The sequence below is a fragment of the Arthrobacter sp. YN genome (assembly GCF_002224285.1).
In the GTDB taxonomy this organism is placed as follows: Bacteria; Actinomycetota; Actinomycetes; order Actinomycetales; family Micrococcaceae; genus Arthrobacter.
The window spans coordinates 773862-791335 of sequence record NZ_CP022436.1; the positions used below are offsets into that span (position 1 = coordinate 773862).

The window sequence follows — 17474 nt, forward strand, 5'->3', positions numbered from 1 at the left end:
CGACGCCGGCGGGCTGGCTTTGGTGGCTAGGCTCGCGTTGCTCATCAGTTGTCCTTTCCAGGCCGCCAGATGGTGGCCACTGCAACGAAGGCAATGGCAAGCATTGCGAGGAGGTAGATGGTGCCCATTGCACTGGCGAGGCCGGGGTCGCCGAAGCGGATCATGGTCCGGTAGATCAACAGGCTCATGGTTTCCGAGGCCGACTGCGGTCCGCCGTTGGTCTGGATGAGGATGGTGTCGAAGGCCCTTGCGGCGTCAATGCCGCGAACCACCAGCGCAACGGCGATGACTGGACGCAGCAGCGGAAGGATGATCCGGAAGAGGAGTGCTGGAGCCCGTGCCCCATCAAGGCGGGCGGCCTCGATCAGATCACCCGGGATGTTCTGGAGGCCCGCGAAGAGCACCAGGCACATGAAGGAGGTGGTGAGCCAGATGTCCGGAATGGCCACTGAGAACAACACGATGTTGGGGTCGGACAGCCAGCCGATCTGGTTGGGATCGGACAGGATGCCGGCTTGGTGGAGGAGTGTGCCGATGAGGCCGAAGTTATCGATCATCAGGAACTTCCACAGCAGGCCTGCCACGATCGGCGCAATCATCAGGGGGTAGAGGAAGACGGTCCGCCAGATCTGGGATTTCTTCCCCAAGGTGGTGAAAAGCAGGGCCATGCCCAAGCCGAGTGCGAACTCGAGTGTCACCACCACCACGGTGTAGGCAAGGGTCCGCCATCCGGCGCTGGTGAAGGCTTCGGAGGTGAACGCGGTGACGTAGTTTTGGAAACCCACAAAGTCACGGGGGCCGCCGGCGATGGGGGAGATCTTGAAGAAGCTGTCAGCCACCAGGCGGAAGAGGGGATAGGCCACGAATACGGCCAGGAACAGTGCCGCGGGCGTCATCAGATAGAGGGCGAAGCGGCGATCGGAGATACGCACGGTTTTCTTTTCTGCTGGTTGGGACCGCGGCCGGCACTGTCTTTCGCGCTGTGCGCGGGCCGGTGCCGGCCGCGGAGTTTTACTTCAGGAGGTCCTGGACCTGCTTCTTGGCATCGGCCAGGAGCGCCGAGGTGTCTCCCCCGGCCACGGCCTTCTGCAGCAACGGGATCAGGACGGTGTCAACGATCTGCTGCCACTTGGCGGTTGCCGGCCGGGTGGCCGTTGCCGGAGCGTTGAGGGTTTCAATCAGCGGCTTGAAGCTTTCGTAGCCAGGCTGGTCCTGGTATTTCTCAAACGCGCTGATGCGCGAAGCCAGGCCGAGCTTGGAGTCGATGCCCATGCTGTTGTAGTCATAAGCACATTTGACGAACTTCTTGGCGGCTTCCGTGTTCTTGGTTGCCTTGGGAACGGACAGGTACCAGGGGCCCGGAACGCCTGCGACGCCGGCGCTGCCGCCGATCATCGCTGCGGCGCCTACTTTTCCTGCCACGGGAGCATCAGCAGGGATCTGGCGGTAGGCATGGGCCCAGAAGCGGGTCATGGCTGTCTTGCCCTGGTTGAACAGGTTCTGTGCCGCGGCCCAGTCAACCTGTGCGGCACCGGTGGGGGCAGACTTGGCCAGGCTCACATAGAAGTCGAGGGCTTCCTTGTGGGCCGCGTTGTCGATGACCACGTTGTTGTCTTGGTCCAGCACCATGGGGGAGCCGGCCTGGAGCACGTGGGCCAGCCATTCTGTTTCCACGGCGCCCTTCACATCCGTGCCGTACATGCCGTCCTTGGTGAAGAACTCGGAAATGTCCTGGTACTGCTTCCACGTGGTCGGCGCGGCGAGTTCGTACCCGTACTTTGCCTGGAAATCGGCCTTGTTCTTGGCGTCTTCGAAGAGGTCTTTGCGGTACAGGATGATCTCGGCGTTGGTCCACGCCGGCAAGCCGATGAAGTGGCCATCCACGTTTGCTTCCTTGACGAGCGCGGGGAAGATGTCCTTCTTGACGTCGTCTGTGAACAGCTCATCGATGGGTTGGACGGCGTCCTTGAAGCTCGGCAGCCAGACCGAGTCCAAAGCCGCGACGTCGAAGGACACGTTGCCCGAGGAGAACTCGCTGGACAGGCGGTTGAACATGCCGTCGTAGGGGAGCTCCACAAAGTTCGCTTCGACTCCAGTGTCCTTCTTGCACTGCTCGGCCACACCTGTGAGTTCGGCGTGACCACCGGCTTCGACCAGGACGTTGATGGAGCTGGAGCCGGCGGAGCCGCCGGAGGATGGTGCCGGGCCGCCTGCGCCACAACCGGTGGCAGCGAGTGCGACGGCGGTGCACAGCCCGCCGAGGGTGACGAGCTTGGAGATGGTGTTTCGAGTGGACATCGCTGTCGACTCACTTTCTCTTGAACGGAAATTGCAGAGAGATGAAGGGGAGTGCTGTTGGCTTGAAAAATCGTTTTGCCAAAACGACTTGGCACTGACATTAGGACTGTCGAACGAGTTCTGTCAATGGCTTCCGCGAAAGATTTCAGGCCCCTTGACGCCAGAGACGACTTGATCATAAAGTGAGCCGCGCCAGCCGACAAATCGTTTTGGCACATTTTGGCTGATTTGGCATTTTTTGGCAACCCTCCCAGCCCTGATCCGTTCCGGGCCGCCGGGCTGCCGGTCCGCCAAGTCACCATCGAGTTCAAAGGAGAACCATGGATCCAACTCCATCCCCATACCTCAGCCGAAGGAGCATCCTTCGGCTGATTCCAGCAGCGGCAGTTGCCGGCACCGCCGTCGTGCTGTCAGCGAAGGAAGCCATGGCGAAAGGCCCGGCGCAGCAGGTGCCTGCTACGGGAGGTGCCCAGGCAGCGCCAGGGCACCGGGGCATCATCGGTGTGCTCTAGAAGCCACGGCACCACCAGCACCACCGCAAGGCCACTCAAGCAGTACCCCCAACGATGTGAGGAGAAAACGCTGTGACCACTGTCTACGACGTCACCACCTGGTCTGTCCCCGGGAATCCGTCCGCAACGCCCTACAACGATATTGGGGTGATCATCAACAGCATCATCGCCGATGTGAAAGCCCAACAAAGCAATCAAGCATCCAAACCTGGCGCCGTCATCTACATCCCACCCGGAGACTACTCGCTCAAGACCCGCGTCAACGTGGACATCAGCTTTTTGACCATCCGTGGATCCGGGCACGGATTCACCTCCAGCAGCATCCGCTACAACGCCGGCAACACCTCCGCCTGGCATGAAATCAACCCCGGGGGCAGCCGGATCCGCGTGGAAAACACCGACGGAAATACAGACGCTTTCAGGGTCTACCGCACCGGAGACCCGCGGCTTAGCTCGATCGTGTTCCAGAACTTCTGCTTGGACGGTGTCTCTTTCAACTCCAACCAGAACTCCTACATCAACGGCAAAACCGGCATTCGGTTCGACTCGGCCAACGACTCCTGCCGTGTGGAAGGCATGGGCATGGTGTACCTGGAACACGGCCTGGTGGTCCGGGATACCGACGCCCTCAGCGTCAGCGGCAACTTCCTGGCAGAGTGCGGTTCCTGCGTGGAACTCACAGGCTCCGGGCAAGCCTCCAAAGTCACGGACAACCTGATCGGGGCAGGCTACGTGGGTTTCTCCATCTATGCAGAAGGACACATGGGCCTGCTGGTCAGTGCCAACAACGTCTTCCCGCGGGGCAAGAGCAGTGTCCACTTCAAGAACACCACCCGCTCCACTGTCACCAGTAACCGCTTCCATGCTTTCTACCCAGGCATGGTGAATTTCGAGGGCAATTGCACGGAGAACCTGGTGGGAGCAAACCATTTCCTGCGGCAGATGGAACCGTTCGACCCCCTGAAGCCGTACAACAATGGCCTGGATGACCTGTTCGGCCTGGTGCATCTGGCAGGCAGCGGGAACACGGTCACCGGCAACCACTTCAGCTACGACGTGCCCTCGGGTTCGGTGAGGCCCTCAGGCCAGAAGCCCACCATCATCCTGGTGGCATCCGGTGCCAACAACTACATCGCCGCGAACAACACCGTCTCTTCGGTGGCTGCGAACACCGTGGTGCTGGACGGTTCCACTACCGGGACCAAAGTGATGGACAGCGGCGGAGCCGGTGAATTTGTGCACTTCACGAGCTCTTACTCATTCCGGGCTACTCCCTGATCCAGCGCAGAGGAAGAAAAGGTCTGTCAATGATGACCAGACGTACTAAAGCGCCGGTAATCGCCAGGGTGATCGCCGCCGTCGTTCTTTCATTGGCCGCAGGATTGACTGCGGCACCGGCGCAGGCTGCCGATCCCGACCCCGCCACCCAGCAATACCGGCCCTACCTGCACTACACGCCTTTGAAGAATTGGATGAACGATCCCAACGGCTTGGTCTACCACAACGGCACCTACCACATGTACTACCAGTACAACCCCAACGGGACTACCTGGGGAAACATGAGCTGGGGCCACGCCACCTCGGCGGATCTGCTGCACTGGACCGAACAGCCACTCGCCATTGCCCAGACGTTCAACGGCAGCGGGCAGGCAACAGAAGACATTTTCTCCGGTTCCATCGTGGTGGATTCGCAGAACACCAGCGGATTCGGAACAGCCCAGAACCCGCCACTGGTTGCCGTCTACACCAGCAATTACACCGGCAACCATCCCCTGTACCCCGGGAAACAGGCGCAGTCCCTGGCCTACAGCACGGACAGCGGCCAAACCTGGACCAAGTACTCCGGAAATCCCGTGCTGAGCAGGAACACTACGGATTTCCGCGATCCCAAGGTCTTCTGGTACCAAGGGGCAGCGGGCTCGTACTGGGTGATGTCAGCCGTGGAAGCCAACGAGCACCGGGTCCTTTTCTACAAGAGCACCGACCTGAAAAACTGGACCTACCTGGATGACTTCAAACCAGCCAATGCCACAGGTGGGCAGTGGGAATGCCCGGACCTGTTCCCCTTGGCCGTGGATGGCAATCCCAACAACATCAAATGGGTGCTGGCAGTCAACATCAACCCTGGAGCGGTGGCGGGCGGCAGCGGCGGCCAGTATTTCGTCGGAAGTTTTGACGGGACGCGCTTCACGTCAGAAACCACGGATCCCTTGGGCGTGGCACCACCGGGAAATTTGCTCGCCGGATTCAATGGCGGTAGTTACAGCGGGTGGAACGTGGGCAATGACCCCGCCAACCCCGGAGGTCCTTGGGGAAGCAGCCCCGCTCCCGGAGCGCTCCCAGGGCAGCAAACTGTCACGGGATCCATCGGCGCCGGGCTCGTGAACGGGTTCACCGGCGGGGATGTACCCACCGGCACCTTGGAATCTGCGCCCTTCACCGTCACCAAGGATTACATCAATTTCCTGGTCGGTGGCGGGAACCACCCCCGACAAGCTGGTGAACAGCCCGGGAACACGCCGCCGCCTGGCTACCTCCTGTTCGATGGCTTCGACTACCCCGGGACCCTCAGCGCAGCAGGGTGGCAACTGACCGGCGATTTCGAGGCAGCCAGGAACCCCTCCACTGCGGGCGGTGAATACGCAATCGGAAAGCGCATCAACACCTTCGAGGGCGGCCCCAACGCCGATAACAACGTCGGTACCATCACCTCACCGGAGTTCTACCTCACCAACACCAACATTGGTTTTCTGCTGGGTGGGGGCAACCGGACAGACGGCAGCCTCCAGGTGGAACTGCTGGTGAGTGGAGTTCCAGTCCGCAGCACCACCGGCAGCAATTCGGGAGACCTGAACTGGAAAAACTGGGATGTCTCCCAGTACTACGGCCAAATCGCCCGCCTACGGATCGTGGACAATGCCGCGGGACAGTGGGGCCACCTGACGTTGGACAACATGGTCCTCGGCTCACAGCCAGCACAACCGCGAAGCAGTGAAACCACGGTCAACCTCATGGTCAACGGCCAGGCTGTCCGCAGCACCACGGGCTCCGATTCCGAACACCTGGGCTGGAAAGCCTGGGACGTGAGCGGCCTCAAAGGCAGCCAGGCCACCCTCCGGATTGTGGACAACAACCGTGGCGGGTGGGGTCACATCCTCGCCGACGAATTTGTGGCCTCGGATATCAACCGGCTGGAGCAACACGACTGGTTGGACTGGGGCAGGGACTACTACGCTGTGGTTTCCTTCAGCAACGCCCCTGACGGAAAACGGATCATGCTGGGCTGGATGAACAACTGGGATTACGGCCAGTCCACGCCAACAACCACCTGGCGGGGCTCCATGGCCCTGCCGCGGGAAGTCCAGCTCACGCAGACCGGCCAAGGTCCCCGGCTAACCCAAAAAGTGGTAGCGCAAGTGGACGGACTGAAAAACACGGCTGCCGCCTATACCGCGCCGGCGCAGGACATCGCTCCAGGGACCAACAATCTTCCCATCACGGGGGACGTGGTCCAGATCGATGCGGAGTTCTCGCCGGGAACGGCCTCCGCCTTCGGGCTCAAGGTTCTGGGCAACGGCCCGGAGGCAACCAAAGTCGGCTACACCACGGCCTCGGGACGGGCGTTCATTGACAGGACCAACTCCGGAAACGAGGACTTCCATCCGTCCTTCGCGTCGATCGACGATGTCCCCGTCCAGCTCATCAATGGCAGGCTCCGCTTGCGGCTCTATGTGGACCGGGCATCCGTGGAGGTATTTGCGCAGGATGGCCTTGTGACTCTGACGGACCAGGTCTTTCCTTCAGCGGGTGCCAACTCGTTGTCCCTGTTCTCTGAGGGAGGGACGGCCCGGCTGGAAAGCCTTACCGTCACGCCCCTCACCAGGGCCATGTGGTAATCCCTGTTTAAAGGCACGACGGCGGCTGGTCACCTAGGTGACCAGCCGCCGTCGTGCTTCCCTGTCCTTTGACCGGACTCCTAGTCGGCTTTGACCGCCAAAACCGGGCAGTCCGCCTCCAGCAGGATCCGCTGGGAGACGCTGCCCATGATGAGCTTGCCTACGGGGCTGCGGCGGCGAAGGCCGATGACGATCAGGGCGGCGTCGTTTTCGTCGGCGGCGTCCAGGACTTCCGCAGCGGCATCGTGACCTCGGATCGGCTGCTTGATGATGTGCTGGATGCCTTGATCCGCGAGCCGTTCCTCGATGCTCTGGATGTCCGGTTCCTGGGCGTACCGGTTGTCCACCAAGGCGTCGCCCTTGGACGAGTTGATGACCAGGAGGGTGTCATTGCTTTTCTTGGCCTCGGCGATGGCCTGCGTCAGTGCTGCTTCGCCTTCTGGTGTGGGGACGTATCCCACCACGATGGTCATGGTTTCTCCTGCTTCTGGTGGGTCGGGGTGGTTGACTCGGTGGGAGCGGCCGTCTCCGGTTCGACGGGAGTCGTCTGCCCGGACGGTCCTGCGAAGACTGCTGCGGGCCGATTGCGCCGGATGAGCTTGAAGATGAACGGCCACGCCAGGATGATCGCCACGATGATGTAGACCACGATCGCGATGGGTTCGCTGAACAGGCCTGCGGGATCACCGGCGCTCAACTGCAACGTCTTGCGAAGCTGGCCTTCGATGCGCGGCCCGAGGATGACGCCCAGGATCAGCGGCAGGACCGGAAGTCCGAAGCGCCGCATCATGAAGCCAAGTGCGCCAAGTACCAGCAGGATCACAAGATCGAAGGCCTGCAGGTTGACCGAATAGGCGCCCAAGGTGGCGAAGAACAGGATGCCTGCATAGAGGTAGGGGCGGGGAAGCTGCAGAAGCTTGGCCCAGACGGGTGCCAAGGGCAGGTTGATGAGCAGGAGCAGGAAGTTGCCAATGAAGAGGCTGGCGATCAATGCCCACACCAAGGGGCCTTGGCTGGAGAACAGCTGCGGGCCGGGTTGGATGCCGTAGGACGTGAACGCGGCGAGCATGACGGCGGCTGTTGCGTTGGTGGGGAGGCCGAGTGCGAGCAGCGGCGTCATGGTTCCGGCGGCGGCAGCATTGTTGGCGGCCTCGGGCCCGGCGACACCTTCAATGGCGCCCTTGCCGAATTCTTCCGGATGCTTGCTGAGCCGTTTCTCAGTGACGTAGGAGAGGAACGTGGGGATCTCGGCGCCACCGGCGGGCAGGGCACCGAACGGGAAGCCAAAGGCGGTGCCGCGAAGCCAGGGCTTCCAGGAGCGGCCCCAGTCCTTCTTCCCCATCCAGGGACGGCCCACGGGAATCACATGGAGCGGCGTGCGGCGCAGATGGGCGGCAACCCAGAGGGCTTCACCTACGGCGAAGATCGCCACCGCGACCACCACAATGTCCAGGCCGTCCACCAGCAAGGGCTGGCCGAAGGTCAGGCGGCGTTGGCCGGTCACGGAGTCAATACCCACCAGCCCAATCGCCAGACCGAGTGCCAGTGAGGCGAAGCCGCGGAGCCTCGAAGAGCCCAGGACTGCCGTTACTGCCAGCAAGGCGAGGACCATGATCGCGAAGTAGCTGGGGGCGCCCAGACTGACGGCGAACTGGACCACGATGGGCGCGAACACTGCCAGAAGTGCGGTGCCGATAGTGCCGGCGATGAACGAACCGATGGCGGCGGTAGCAAGGGCTTGTGCAGCCCTGCCCGCCTTGGCCATCTTGTTGCCTTCGATGGCCGTCACCACTGACGACGATTCACCTGGTGTGTTCAGGAGGATGGAGGTGGTGGAACCGCCGAACATGCCGCCGTAGTAGATGCCGGCGAACATAATGAAGGCGCTGGTGGGCTCCAAAGCGGCGGTCACCGGAAGCAGCAGTGCCACGGTCATGGCCGGGCCCAGCCCGGGAAGAACGCCGACGGCGGTGCCCAGGAGCACGCCGATCACGGCGAACAAGAGGTTCATGGGGGTCAGGGCGGTGGCGAAACCGTCCATCAGGGAGGACCAGACGTCCATTAGAGGATTCCTTCCAGGAGCCCGGCAGGCAGCGCGATGCCCAGGCCGAGGTAGAAGCCGTAGAAGGTCAGCACTGACAATGCGACGGAAATGAGGCCGTCCCGGATGTAGTGGCGGCTGCCAAGCGCCAGTACGCTGCCCCAGAAGAGGACCGTTCCGGAGATGACCCACCCCGCCCAGTCGATGAGCAGGATGTTCAGGATGAAAGCTCCGGCCAGCGGGAGGACGGTCTTCCAATCGGCGGGGTGTGCCAGGTCAACGTCTTCGCCGCCTTCGGCTTCACCCTTGCCTCCGCGGAGGACGTTGATGGCGAGCAGGATGGCGCAGATGATCAGCAGCCCGGAAACAATGAACGGAACAGTCTTCGGACCCACGGGGTCTGACTGGGAGTACGGGGTCACCAGGCCGTTCGCGTCCAGGAAGACCAGGACGCCCACCGCGCCGAGCAGGAGGGCTACCCCCAGCTCGGCGCGGCCTTTAAGGCCTGTGGCTATGGAGCTCACGCCAACCCGAGCTTGGTGAGGACATCCGCAACGCGCTTGTCCTGGTCCGTCAGGAAGGTCTGGAACTCGTCACCGGTGACAAAAGCGTCCGTCCAGCTGTGGGTTTTGAGGGCTTCCTTCCAACCTGCAGATTCGTGCATCTTCTCGAGGGCGGCGATCAAGGACTTCTTGTCGTCCTCGCTGATGCCCGGAGGGGCCACTATGCCGCGCCAGTTGGTGAAGACCAAGTCGATGTTGGACTCCTTCAACGTGGGAGCATCCACGCCCTCCAAACGGTTCTCGCCACTGGTGGCCAGGACGCGGATCTCGCCGGACTTGATCTGCTGCAGGTACTCGCCTGCGCCGGAAGCCGCGAAACCAAGCTTGTTACCGAGGATGGCGGGCAAAAGGTCGCCACCGCCGTCGTACGACACAAAGTTGACCTTGGTAGCGTCGATGCCAACAGCGCCCGCCAACTGCATCGGCAGGAGGTGGTCCGGGCCGCCAGGCGAGGAGCCGCCGCCAACTGAGATGGAAGCCGGGTTGGCCTTCCAAGCCTTCACCAGATCATCAATGGTCTTGTACGGGGAGTCCTTGCCCACCATGATGGCGCCGGGTTCCTCGATCAGCTTTGCCAACGGGGTGGTCTCGGTCAGCTTCGACTCGGACTTGTTGGTGTAGCTGGCTCCCACAACGCCCAGGCCCATGAGCATGGTGAGGTCACCGTTGCCCTTTTCATTGACGATGCGGGCCAAGCCAACTGTTCCGCCGGCGCCGGCAAGGTTGAATACCTCGGTGTTGGTGGAGATCTTCTCGTCGTCCAGTACCTTGGCGGCTGCCCGGGCGGTGGTGTCGTAGCCGCCACCGGGAGTGTTGGGGACCATGATCTGGAGACCGGTGATGGGCCCCGCGGCAGCGCCGGAGCTTTCAGAACCTGTGGACTTACCTGTGGCACCGCAGCCGGTGGCCATCAGGGCGATGCCGGCTGCGACGGCGGCGACTCGCAATGCGCGGATCTGGCGCATGGTGTTCCTCTTCTCATCATTGAAAATTCGAGTGCAGGGCAATGCCCGTTGATCCGATGCTAGGCGCGTGCGTGACAGGGATCACTCTTGTGTTCGCAGTGATCTTTAAGTTCATTGCGTTCACGGTTTTTGCCCCTGTTTTTGCCCCTGTTTTGGGCCGTGATGGAGGTCTGGGCCGGTCTTTTAGGCCCCTGCGGTATAGTTCCGATACGCCACGGTGGAAGCTGTTATCCGCCCCCGCCTCACCGGCACCACCAAAGGAACCAACGCAGTGACCCGACTGTCTCGAAGAAGAGGAATGTCCCTGGCAGGGCAATACCTTGTGCTGCAGTTGCTCATCGTCCTGGCCGTTCTTGTGGCGGTGGTGGCCATTTCACTCGCCCAATCCGCTGCTGTTTTCGAACGGACAGAGGGGCGCCGGGCACTGTCCGCTGCCGAGGCATTGGGCAACAACCCCACCGTGCGCGCTTTGTTGCCCACAGCCGAACCCCGGGCCGGCTCAGCGCTTCCCGCCGTGGCCGAATCCGTGCGCACCGTGTCGGGATCCTCCCACGTGGCCCTCGCCAAGCTGGACGGTACGGTGGTGGCCTCGTCCGATCCCAGCCTGGTAGGACAATCGCTGCCCCTCGGTGAAAGCAGGGTCATGGAGGGCCGGGCGTGGACCGGCGTCCTGCCGGCCGGTGGAGGGGCCGTACTTTCCGCCCACGTCCCTGTCCTGGATGATGCCGGAATCATGATCGGCGTAGCCTCCATCAGCAGGAACTACCCCTCCACCATCGAGCGCCTGGGCGATGCCGTGCCCAACCTCCTCACCTACCTGGGTGTTGCCAGCGTCCTGGGCGTCGCCGGATCCCTCCTGTTGTCCCGCCGCGTCAAACGGCAAACCCTGGGCATGGAACCGCGGGAGATTACAGGGCTCGTGGAGAACCGTGAAGCGATGCTGCAGGGCCTGAAGGAAGGCGTCGTCGCGTTGGATCCGCACGAGCGCATCACGGTGGCCAACCAGAGCGCCCGCCAACTCCTTGGACTGCCCCCGGATTGCGTCGGGAAGAAGCTGCGATCCCTCCATGTGGATCCTGCACTGAAAATCGTCCTGACCCGTGAGCAGTCAGACGCTGATCAACTGGTGCTGGTGGGGGAGCGGCTGGTGGTCATGAACCGCGTGGCACTGCGTTCGCACGGCCGCGACATCGGTTCGGTAACAACACTGAGGGACCGGACCGAGTTGTCGTCTTTGGAGAGCGAACTCGGCGCCACCAAGACCGTCACTGACACCCTAAGAGCTCAAGCGCACGAGTTCGCCAATCAACTCCACGTCATTTCCGGCCTCATCCAAATCGGCGAATACGACTCCGTGGTGCAGTTCGTCAACGGCGCCACCGTGGACCGCACCCGGCTCAACGACGACGTCACCAGCCGCATCGAGGACCCTGCGCTCGCAGCCCTGCTGATCGCCAAAGCCAGCCTGGCGACCGAGCGGGGCGTGGAACTTCAGCTTGACCCCCAGTCCGCCCTGCCGCGCGTCCGCGAGGAGCTCTCCAGGGACCTCACCACCGTGGTGGGGAACCTGGTGGACAACGCGTTCGACGCCGTCACTGGCCGCGCCGGGGCTTCGGTCCGCGTGTTGGTGGTCAACTCGCCGGACGGTGTCACGGTTACCGTCCGGGACAACGGACCGGGTGTTCCCTCCGGCTCCGCGGAAGACATCTTTCGTCAGGGCTTTTCCACCAAGGACCCGGGGCCGGGTGATGCGCGGGGATTCGGGTTGGCGTTGTCCCGGGTGATCTGCCGGCGGTCCGGAGGCGACCTCTCGGTGTCCAACGACAACGGGGCAGTGTTTACTGCGCAGTTCAGCAAGACCGACTCAGGGATCAACAAAGGGGCACATCAGCGGTGATCAAGGTTCTGATTGTGGACGACGACTTCATGGTGGCCAAGGTCCACGCTGGCTTCATCCAGCGGACCCCGGGCTTCGAGGTGGTCGGCGTGGCACACACCGGTGTCCAAGCCCTGATTGAAACCGAGCGGCTGCAGCCGGACCTGGTGCTGCTGGATATCCACCTCCCGGACATCAACGGGCTGGAGCTTATGCACCAACTCCGGGATGTCGCCCCGGACCTCGATGTACTGGTGATCAGCGCTGCCCGGGAAGTGGAAACTGTGCGGAAGGCCTTGCGTGGTGGCATAGTCCATTACCTGATCAAGCCATTCTCCCAATCCGATCTGCAGGAACGGCTGGAGCACTATCTCAGTGCCTACCAGGGCCTGGACGCGTCCAAGGTGGAGGCGGAGCAATCAGATGTGAATCGCGTTTTCGGGCTGGGCATTTCGGAGAGAGCGCTGCCCAAAGGCTGTAGTGTGGAGACGTTGCAGCTGGTTGAGGCCGCGCTGAAATCAGCGCCGGGTGATCTGTCCGCTGCCGAGGTTGCCGAGCAGTTGGGGACCTCACGCGTTAGTGCCCGACGGTACCTTGAGTACCTCCATGACGAAGGGGCGCTGGAGGTCAGACTCAAATACGGCGTCGGACGTCCTGAACGGCGATACGTGCTGAAGGGGCGGTGAGCCGGCCCCGTGCTTAGTCGTCCGGCTTCCATCCCAAGGCGGGCCTTAATCTTTGCGGCGATATCGGTGAGGATCTGCGCGTAGTCCTCGTGCTCAAAGCTGAAGGGCAGCGCGAACGCCACCTCGACTTCCTGTCCACGCACGCCGCCAGGAAAATGCCGTAACACGCAGGCATGCACGCCCTGGTCCTGATCGCCGTGGTATTCCTTGCAGCCTTGCTACATCGGGAACTTTGATTGTCCTTAATCGACTGACACTCGATCGCGACGCCCCCACCCCGGCCTCCAAAACAACCGCCCTCGCGAAAGAAAGCCTAAACCTTGCTGCGCGTCCGGGGATCAAGATCTCACGTGATCAGAACCTCGCCAATGGCATGCATCGGTGCCGTCTTACAGAGCTGGTCGGGTGAAAAACCCGCGTGCGGGTTGGCATGAACCGTGGGTGCGGCCGAGGGTTGGTCGTCCCGGTGAATGGTCGAGCCGTCGCGTTTTACATAGCCCAAGGCGAGTCTGCGCCGGAGTATGTGATGTGGAGTATTTCGATAGATTGGCTTGCCTCCAGCAACAGGGCTTTCTCGCCGTTTGTTGGAGTGAGTACAACGCCTGGCGCCAGGGCGTACCGGACCTCGCCTTCCGGAAGAGACGCCCACCCTTTCCCGCTAAGGCAGTAGAAAGATGCACCGGGTGACAGTAGTATCCGGGAAATCGTATTTTTCGGGACGTGTACTTCGGTTACGGTGTAGCCGGTTTTGTGGTGACTTGTGATGACCATTCGGGTCTCGGAGGCGGCCCGATCTGCCGTTGTTGAGTGCAGCACTTTTGATTCCCTTCGTTCCTTAATGGGCTAAGCGGAGGAGCTCGTTCAGCAGAGATTTGTTGGCGCTGAAAAGGGGGAGCGGGGGCTGGGCTGGTTCTCGGCTGAGGAGGTCCAGACTGGGGAATCCACTGCCCGGAATGAGTATGGAGTCAGCGCCCATCAGGTTCCGGGAGCGCAGATCATCGACCAGCTGGCGAGGTTGAATTTCCCATTTTGCTCCCAGGTCGAACCGATCTTGGCGCGGGTAGGCGTCCCATGCCGGCCCTAACTCATGCTGATGGAATCCGGGAGATACTATGCCGTAGAGCTTTAGATAGGACATCAGGGCGTCGATGGTCGGAGTTGTGAACCAAGGCGGCACAACGGTGTAAGGGCTGTGAGCACCCTTACGCTCCATGTCAGAAATGATTGCTTGTGCTGCTGTGGCAATGTTCCAATCTCCGTTGATCTGCAGCGCAGCGTCAATGAAGGCTTTGTCGAAGGTTTCCGGGTCGAAGATGCTGCTGCTGGTAAAGCAGAGACCGACAGCGTCGACTCCGATTCGGTCCAGTGTTTCCAATGCGGCAACGAGATGCGCTCCTGGCTGTTGCGCGACCTGTTCGCCTAGAAACTCTTCTCCGCTTTCCCGAGGAAGCCTGAATCGGCTGACATGTATGGATACCCCCGGCGGTGCCAGTCGGTTGATCTCCATTTCTGGAACTGGATCATTGTCGACCACAACGATCCCCACTCGGTATCGGTCGTGGTGTCCTTTGGTGGTTACTGGGGTGCTGTTATGTGGCATTGGAGCGATCCTTAAGTGTGAGTGCCACGACAACACCTATCAGGGCGAAGGCTGCGTTTATGCCGAATGCCAGCGGATACCCCAGCTCAGGACCAGTCAAAGCTATGACGAGTACGAGCAAGGCAAGGCTAATGCCGCCCGCTACGTATTGAGATGTTGTGATCAACGAGCCAGCGGCGCCCTGGCTTTCTTGCGGAGCGTCAGAGGTGCCGAGCACGAACATCGCGGTGTAGATGAGCCCGTGACCAAAGCCGCTCAAGAGGAATCCTGGCAATAGTCCTATCCAGAAGTTGTCGATTCCGAGGGAAACTGCGAGCAATAACAGTCCCCCGGCTGAAATTGCGAAGCCCAGACCGAGGACACGTTGGACGCTATTGCTGACGATCAGCTTGCCGGCAACGACATTGCCGACGGTAACCATGGCTGCGAGGGGGAGGAAAGCAATCCCGGCGGCGAGGGCTGAGTAGCCTCGTTGTTCTTGGAGGTAGAGGGTTACCAGGAAAAACTCGGTGCCTACACTGGCCATGTAGAGACCTGCCGCGATTGTGCCTGCTCTCAATGCACGTAATTTACGCAGTGGCCTCTCTATGAGTGGTGAGCCGGAGCGGCGCTCGTTGAACAGGAATGTCAGGACCGCAAGGATGGCCAGCACCGTCACTGACCAGAAGAGCCCCGCTGATGTTTCTGGGTCTGCCAGGAGAGTGAGAGTCAGTACGACAAGGAGTATGGCTGCCGTGCCGGCGATGCTGGACATCACCGGAATTGTGGTCGGTTCTGTCTGGGGGTTTTTATTGCGGAAGGTTCTAACGGCGCCTATCACGCAGACGATAACGAGCGGGATATTGATCAGGAAGGTCCATCGCCAGGACAGCGTAGTTAGCAGGCCGCCCAAAACGACGCCCGCTGCCAGGCCTGAAGCCCCGACCGCGCCCCATATGGCATAGGCGTTGCTGCGCAGTTTACCGCCTGGAAAGGACTGGCTGAGCAGGGCCAGAACAGAGGGAAGTAATGCTGAAGCGGCAATGCCTTGGAGTGCTCTGGCGAGAAGGAGGAGGGTGGCGTTATCGGCGATGCCGCCTAAGAGGCTGGCGAGCCCAAAAAGCAGGACGGATCCGATGAAGACACTCTTGCCGCCGAATTTATCGACGATTCGTCCGCCGAGGAGAAGGAGTCCGGCGAAGAGAAGCGCGTAGGAGCTGACCACCCACTGGAGTGATGCACCGTTCATTGCCAGCTCAGCTCCGATGCTGGGCAGTGCGACGTAAACGATGGAGTAGTCCAGTGCGATGATGAACTGTGCAATCGATATCACGATGAGTGTCAGGGTTTGTACGCCCGTTCGCTTTTCGACGGGCGTGCTAGTCGTAGACAAAATCAGACTTCCTTAGTGGTGAAGTGGCTGAGGGAGAAGGGAACTGGGAATCTTGGTGGGGTCATCCCAGATGAGAGAAGCCCCTGCTAAGGACAATTCGTGAGGCGTGTCGACACCCCAGGTCACTCCAACGCCGGTCATTCCTCCGGAAACGGCCATCTTCATGTCATGGACGGAGTCTCCTATGACGGTGCATGAATCTGGGGAGACTCCGAGGCGGCTTGCGACGAGCAACGCCATGTCAGGAGCTGGTTTGGGGTTGAGGACGCTGTCAGCGCCGAGCACGACATCGAAATATTCGCGGAGCCCCGCTGCTGTGAGTATCTCTTCGGCGCTCTGGAGGACTTTGCTGGTAGCGACGGCGAGGCGATGCTCCGACCTGAGAGCTTCGAGTGATCGCCTCATTCCTGGAAAGACCAGGGAGGGGGCCACACTCACGACGTGTTCGGAGAACAGGGATCGGAAAACAGTGAGTGATTGTTCGGACGTGGAAGCAGGCCAGCCGAAGGAGATGAACATCTCCTGGAGAGGTTTGCCGATCATGGCGCGAATGGCCGTATCTGATGGAGCCGCGAGGCCCAGTTGTTCTGCTGTCCTGTTTACTACATGGACAATTCCCATGGGTGTATCCAGCAGGGTTCCGTCAAGATCAAATATGACTGCCACTGGGAACCCCAACCTGCAATTTGTTGGCAATTTCCGCCGCGGCTACTGCTGTTGAGACGAGAACGGCCCTGTTAGCGTGGACGCTCGCCCCGTCGGTCGACGCTGAGATAGCTGACAGCACCACTGGGGTCAGGGCCTGGCCTTTGACCCCCTGCTCCCGCGCTTGGGTCAAAGCCGACTCGACAGCGTCGTTGAGTAACTCCAGCGGGAGGGCTGCATCGTCAGCAATGGGCTTGGTGACGAGCACACCTCCGGGAAGGTTCAACGCCAGATGAAGACCGATGAATTTGGCCACCTCATCGATGCTGTTAAGTGTCCACGGGACTTCCTGCCCGGAGGACACTCCGTAGTAGTTCGGGAACATCCGTGTGCCCAGGCCAACCACTGGAATGCCCTTGGTTTCCAGATACTCCAAGGTTAGTGCCGGGTCGAGGAGTGATTTTGCTCCGGCGCAGACCACTGCGATCGGTTGGCGTGCTAATTCCTCAAGATCGGTGGAGATGTCCAGGGAGGTTTCGGCTCCTCGATGGACGCCTCCGATTCCTGCGACGCTGAAGACCTTGATGCCGGCGCTGGCCGCGACGATGAGGCTGGATGAGACAGTTGTGCCGGCTGTCAGGTTTGTTGAGAGCCCGACGGCAATGTCTCGGGTGCCGACTTTGCGGGGGAGTTTTCGTGGGCGAGACGCTCGAGTTCTTCTGGCGTTAGGCCTAGTTTGATTCGACCATCGATGAGAGCTACGCGTGCGGGTGTCGCTCCGGCTGCGAGGATGGCGTCATCGACTTCTTGGGCGGAGGCGAAATTGGTGGGGTACTTTCCGCCGGAGACAACTGATGTCTCCATCGCAACGACGGGTCTGTCCTCAGAAAGGGCGGAACGTACTTCGTCTGAGACGTCTGTGTAGTCATTTAACATTGTGAATTCCTTGGTTTCCTGCGGGATCGGATAGTGCTGCAGTGTTTAGGTACAAAAGCTCGTTTCATTGACTGTGAGCGGTGG

The 17474-nt window shown here is 61.0% G+C and carries 14 protein-coding genes and 2 pseudogenes; 5 read left to right on the plus strand and 11 right to left on the minus strand.

Translation table 11 applies throughout. The features are described from left to right. Positions 1-44: 44 nt before the first annotated feature. Together CGK93_RS03670 and CGK93_RS03675 are read right to left on the minus strand one after the other, a co-directional pair. Positions 45-932 carry a carbohydrate ABC transporter permease gene (locus CGK93_RS03670; RefSeq protein WP_089593653.1) on the minus strand — a complete coding sequence of 296 codons (888 nt, stop codon included), beginning with the start codon at positions 930-932 and terminating at the stop codon, positions 45-47. A gap of 79 nt (positions 933-1011) precedes the next feature. After that, entirely contained in the window at positions 1012-2298 is a 1287-nt protein-coding gene (locus tag CGK93_RS03675; RefSeq protein ID WP_089593654.1) for an ABC transporter substrate-binding protein, read from the minus strand. Between the two features lie 320 nt (positions 2299-2618). Between CGK93_RS03675 and CGK93_RS03680 the strand changes: the two genes are divergently transcribed. The 3 genes from CGK93_RS03680 (at position 2619) to CGK93_RS03690 (ending at position 6706) form a co-directional block, all read left to right on the plus strand. Beyond that, the gene (locus CGK93_RS03680) at positions 2619-2810 is read left to right on the plus strand and encodes a hypothetical protein (RefSeq protein WP_089593655.1); all 192 of its coding nucleotides are present in this window, start codon (positions 2619-2621) and stop codon (positions 2808-2810) included. 72 nt (positions 2811-2882) lie between these two features. Continuing rightward, complete coding sequence (locus CGK93_RS03685; protein ID WP_089593656.1) at positions 2883-4088, plus strand: NosD domain-containing protein; 1206 nt, start codon at positions 2883-2885, stop codon at positions 4086-4088. Between the two features lie 32 nt (positions 4089-4120). Further along, the gene (locus CGK93_RS03690) at positions 4121-6706 is read left to right on the plus strand and encodes a GH32 C-terminal domain-containing protein (protein WP_089597159.1); all 2586 of its coding nucleotides are present in this window, start codon (positions 4121-4123) and stop codon (positions 6704-6706) included. 80 nt (positions 6707-6786) lie between these two features. Here the strand turns inward: CGK93_RS03690 and CGK93_RS03695 are convergent, their stop codons facing one another. The 4 genes from CGK93_RS03695 to CGK93_RS03710 are packed head-to-tail and all read right to left on the minus strand — an operon-like array spanning position 6787 to position 10275. Then, positions 6787-7179: a universal stress protein gene (locus tag CGK93_RS03695; RefSeq protein WP_089593657.1), complete on the minus strand. Its 393-nt coding sequence runs from the start codon at positions 7177-7179 to the stop codon at positions 6787-6789. Next, positions 7176-8768, minus strand: a complete 1593-nt coding sequence (locus CGK93_RS03700) for a tripartite tricarboxylate transporter permease (protein WP_089593658.1) — start codon at positions 8766-8768, stop codon at positions 7176-7178. Before CGK93_RS03700 ends, CGK93_RS03695 begins: the two co-directional genes overlap by 4 nt. After that, positions 8768-9271, minus strand: a complete 504-nt coding sequence (locus CGK93_RS03705; protein WP_089593659.1) for a tripartite tricarboxylate transporter TctB family protein — start codon at positions 9269-9271, stop codon at positions 8768-8770. The genes CGK93_RS03700 and CGK93_RS03705 overlap by 1 nt, the downstream gene beginning before the upstream one ends. Then, complete coding sequence (locus tag CGK93_RS03710) at positions 9268-10275, minus strand: Bug family tripartite tricarboxylate transporter substrate binding protein (protein WP_089593660.1); 1008 nt, start codon at positions 10273-10275, stop codon at positions 9268-9270. The genes CGK93_RS03705 and CGK93_RS03710 overlap by 4 nt, the downstream gene beginning before the upstream one ends. Positions 10276-10573: 298 nt before the next feature. On the opposite strand from CGK93_RS03710, the gene CGK93_RS03715 reads away from it, so the two are divergent. Together CGK93_RS03715 and CGK93_RS03720 are read left to right on the plus strand one after the other, a co-directional pair. Beyond that, a complete protein-coding gene (locus CGK93_RS03715) occupies positions 10574-12172 on the plus strand; it encodes a sensor histidine kinase (protein ID WP_089593661.1) in 1599 nt (532 codons plus the stop codon). After that, positions 12169-12837, plus strand: coding sequence for a response regulator (locus CGK93_RS03720; RefSeq protein ID WP_089593662.1), 669 nt, complete (start codon positions 12169-12171; stop codon positions 12835-12837). The genes CGK93_RS03715 and CGK93_RS03720 overlap by 4 nt, the downstream gene beginning before the upstream one ends. A gap of 13 nt (positions 12838-12850) precedes the next feature. Here CGK93_RS03720 and CGK93_RS24550 read toward each other — a convergent pair. From CGK93_RS24550 to CGK93_RS03740, 5 genes and pseudogenes are all read right to left on the minus strand, one after another. Beyond that, positions 12851-12971 (minus strand): annotated as a pseudogene (locus tag CGK93_RS24550) (LLM class flavin-dependent oxidoreductase); the annotation flags it as partial. Between the two features lie 701 nt (positions 12972-13672). Next, positions 13673-14437 carry a hypothetical protein gene (locus CGK93_RS03725; RefSeq protein ID WP_157731587.1) on the minus strand — a complete coding sequence of 255 codons (765 nt, stop codon included), beginning with the start codon at positions 14435-14437 and terminating at the stop codon, positions 13673-13675. Further along, positions 14427-15809, minus strand: coding sequence for an MFS transporter (locus CGK93_RS03730; RefSeq protein WP_198318343.1), 1383 nt, complete (start codon positions 15807-15809; stop codon positions 14427-14429). Before CGK93_RS03730 ends, CGK93_RS03725 begins: the two co-directional genes overlap by 11 nt. A gap of 12 nt (positions 15810-15821) precedes the next feature. Continuing rightward, complete coding sequence (locus CGK93_RS03735) at positions 15822-16475, minus strand: HAD family hydrolase (protein WP_157731589.1); 654 nt, start codon at positions 16473-16475, stop codon at positions 15822-15824. After that, positions 16459-17390 (minus strand): annotated as a pseudogene (locus CGK93_RS03740) (pseudouridine-5'-phosphate glycosidase). The gene CGK93_RS03735 and the pseudogene CGK93_RS03740 overlap by 17 nt, the downstream one beginning before the upstream one ends. Positions 17391-17474 lie beyond the last annotated feature (84 nt).

Excerpts from the sequence above, each read along its gene's own strand:
- CGK93_RS03675 (WP_089593654.1), bottom strand. The coding sequence starts at position 2,298 with ATGTCCACTCGAAACACCATCTCCAAGCTCGTCACCCTCGGCGGGCTG.
- CGK93_RS03680 (WP_089593655.1), top strand. The coding sequence starts at position 2,619 with ATGGATCCAACTCCATCCCCATACCTCAGCCGAAGGAGCATCCTTCGG.
- CGK93_RS03690 (WP_089597159.1), top strand. The coding sequence starts at position 4,121 with ATGACCAGACGTACTAAAGCGCCGGTAATCGCCAGGGTGATCGCCGCC.
- CGK93_RS03695 (WP_089593657.1), bottom strand. The coding sequence starts at position 7,179 with ATGACCATCGTGGTGGGATACGTCCCCACACCAGAAGGCGAAGCAGCA.
- CGK93_RS03700 (WP_089593658.1), bottom strand. The coding sequence starts at position 8,768 with ATGGACGTCTGGTCCTCCCTGATGGACGGTTTCGCCACCGCCCTGACC.
- CGK93_RS03710 (WP_089593660.1), bottom strand. The coding sequence starts at position 10,275 with ATGCGCCAGATCCGCGCATTGCGAGTCGCCGCCGTCGCAGCCGGCATC.
- CGK93_RS03715 (WP_089593661.1), top strand. The coding sequence starts at position 10,574 with ATGTCCCTGGCAGGGCAATACCTTGTGCTGCAGTTGCTCATCGTCCTG.
- CGK93_RS03725 (WP_157731587.1), bottom strand. The coding sequence starts at position 14,437 with ATGCCACATAACAGCACCCCAGTAACCACCAAAGGACACCACGACCGA.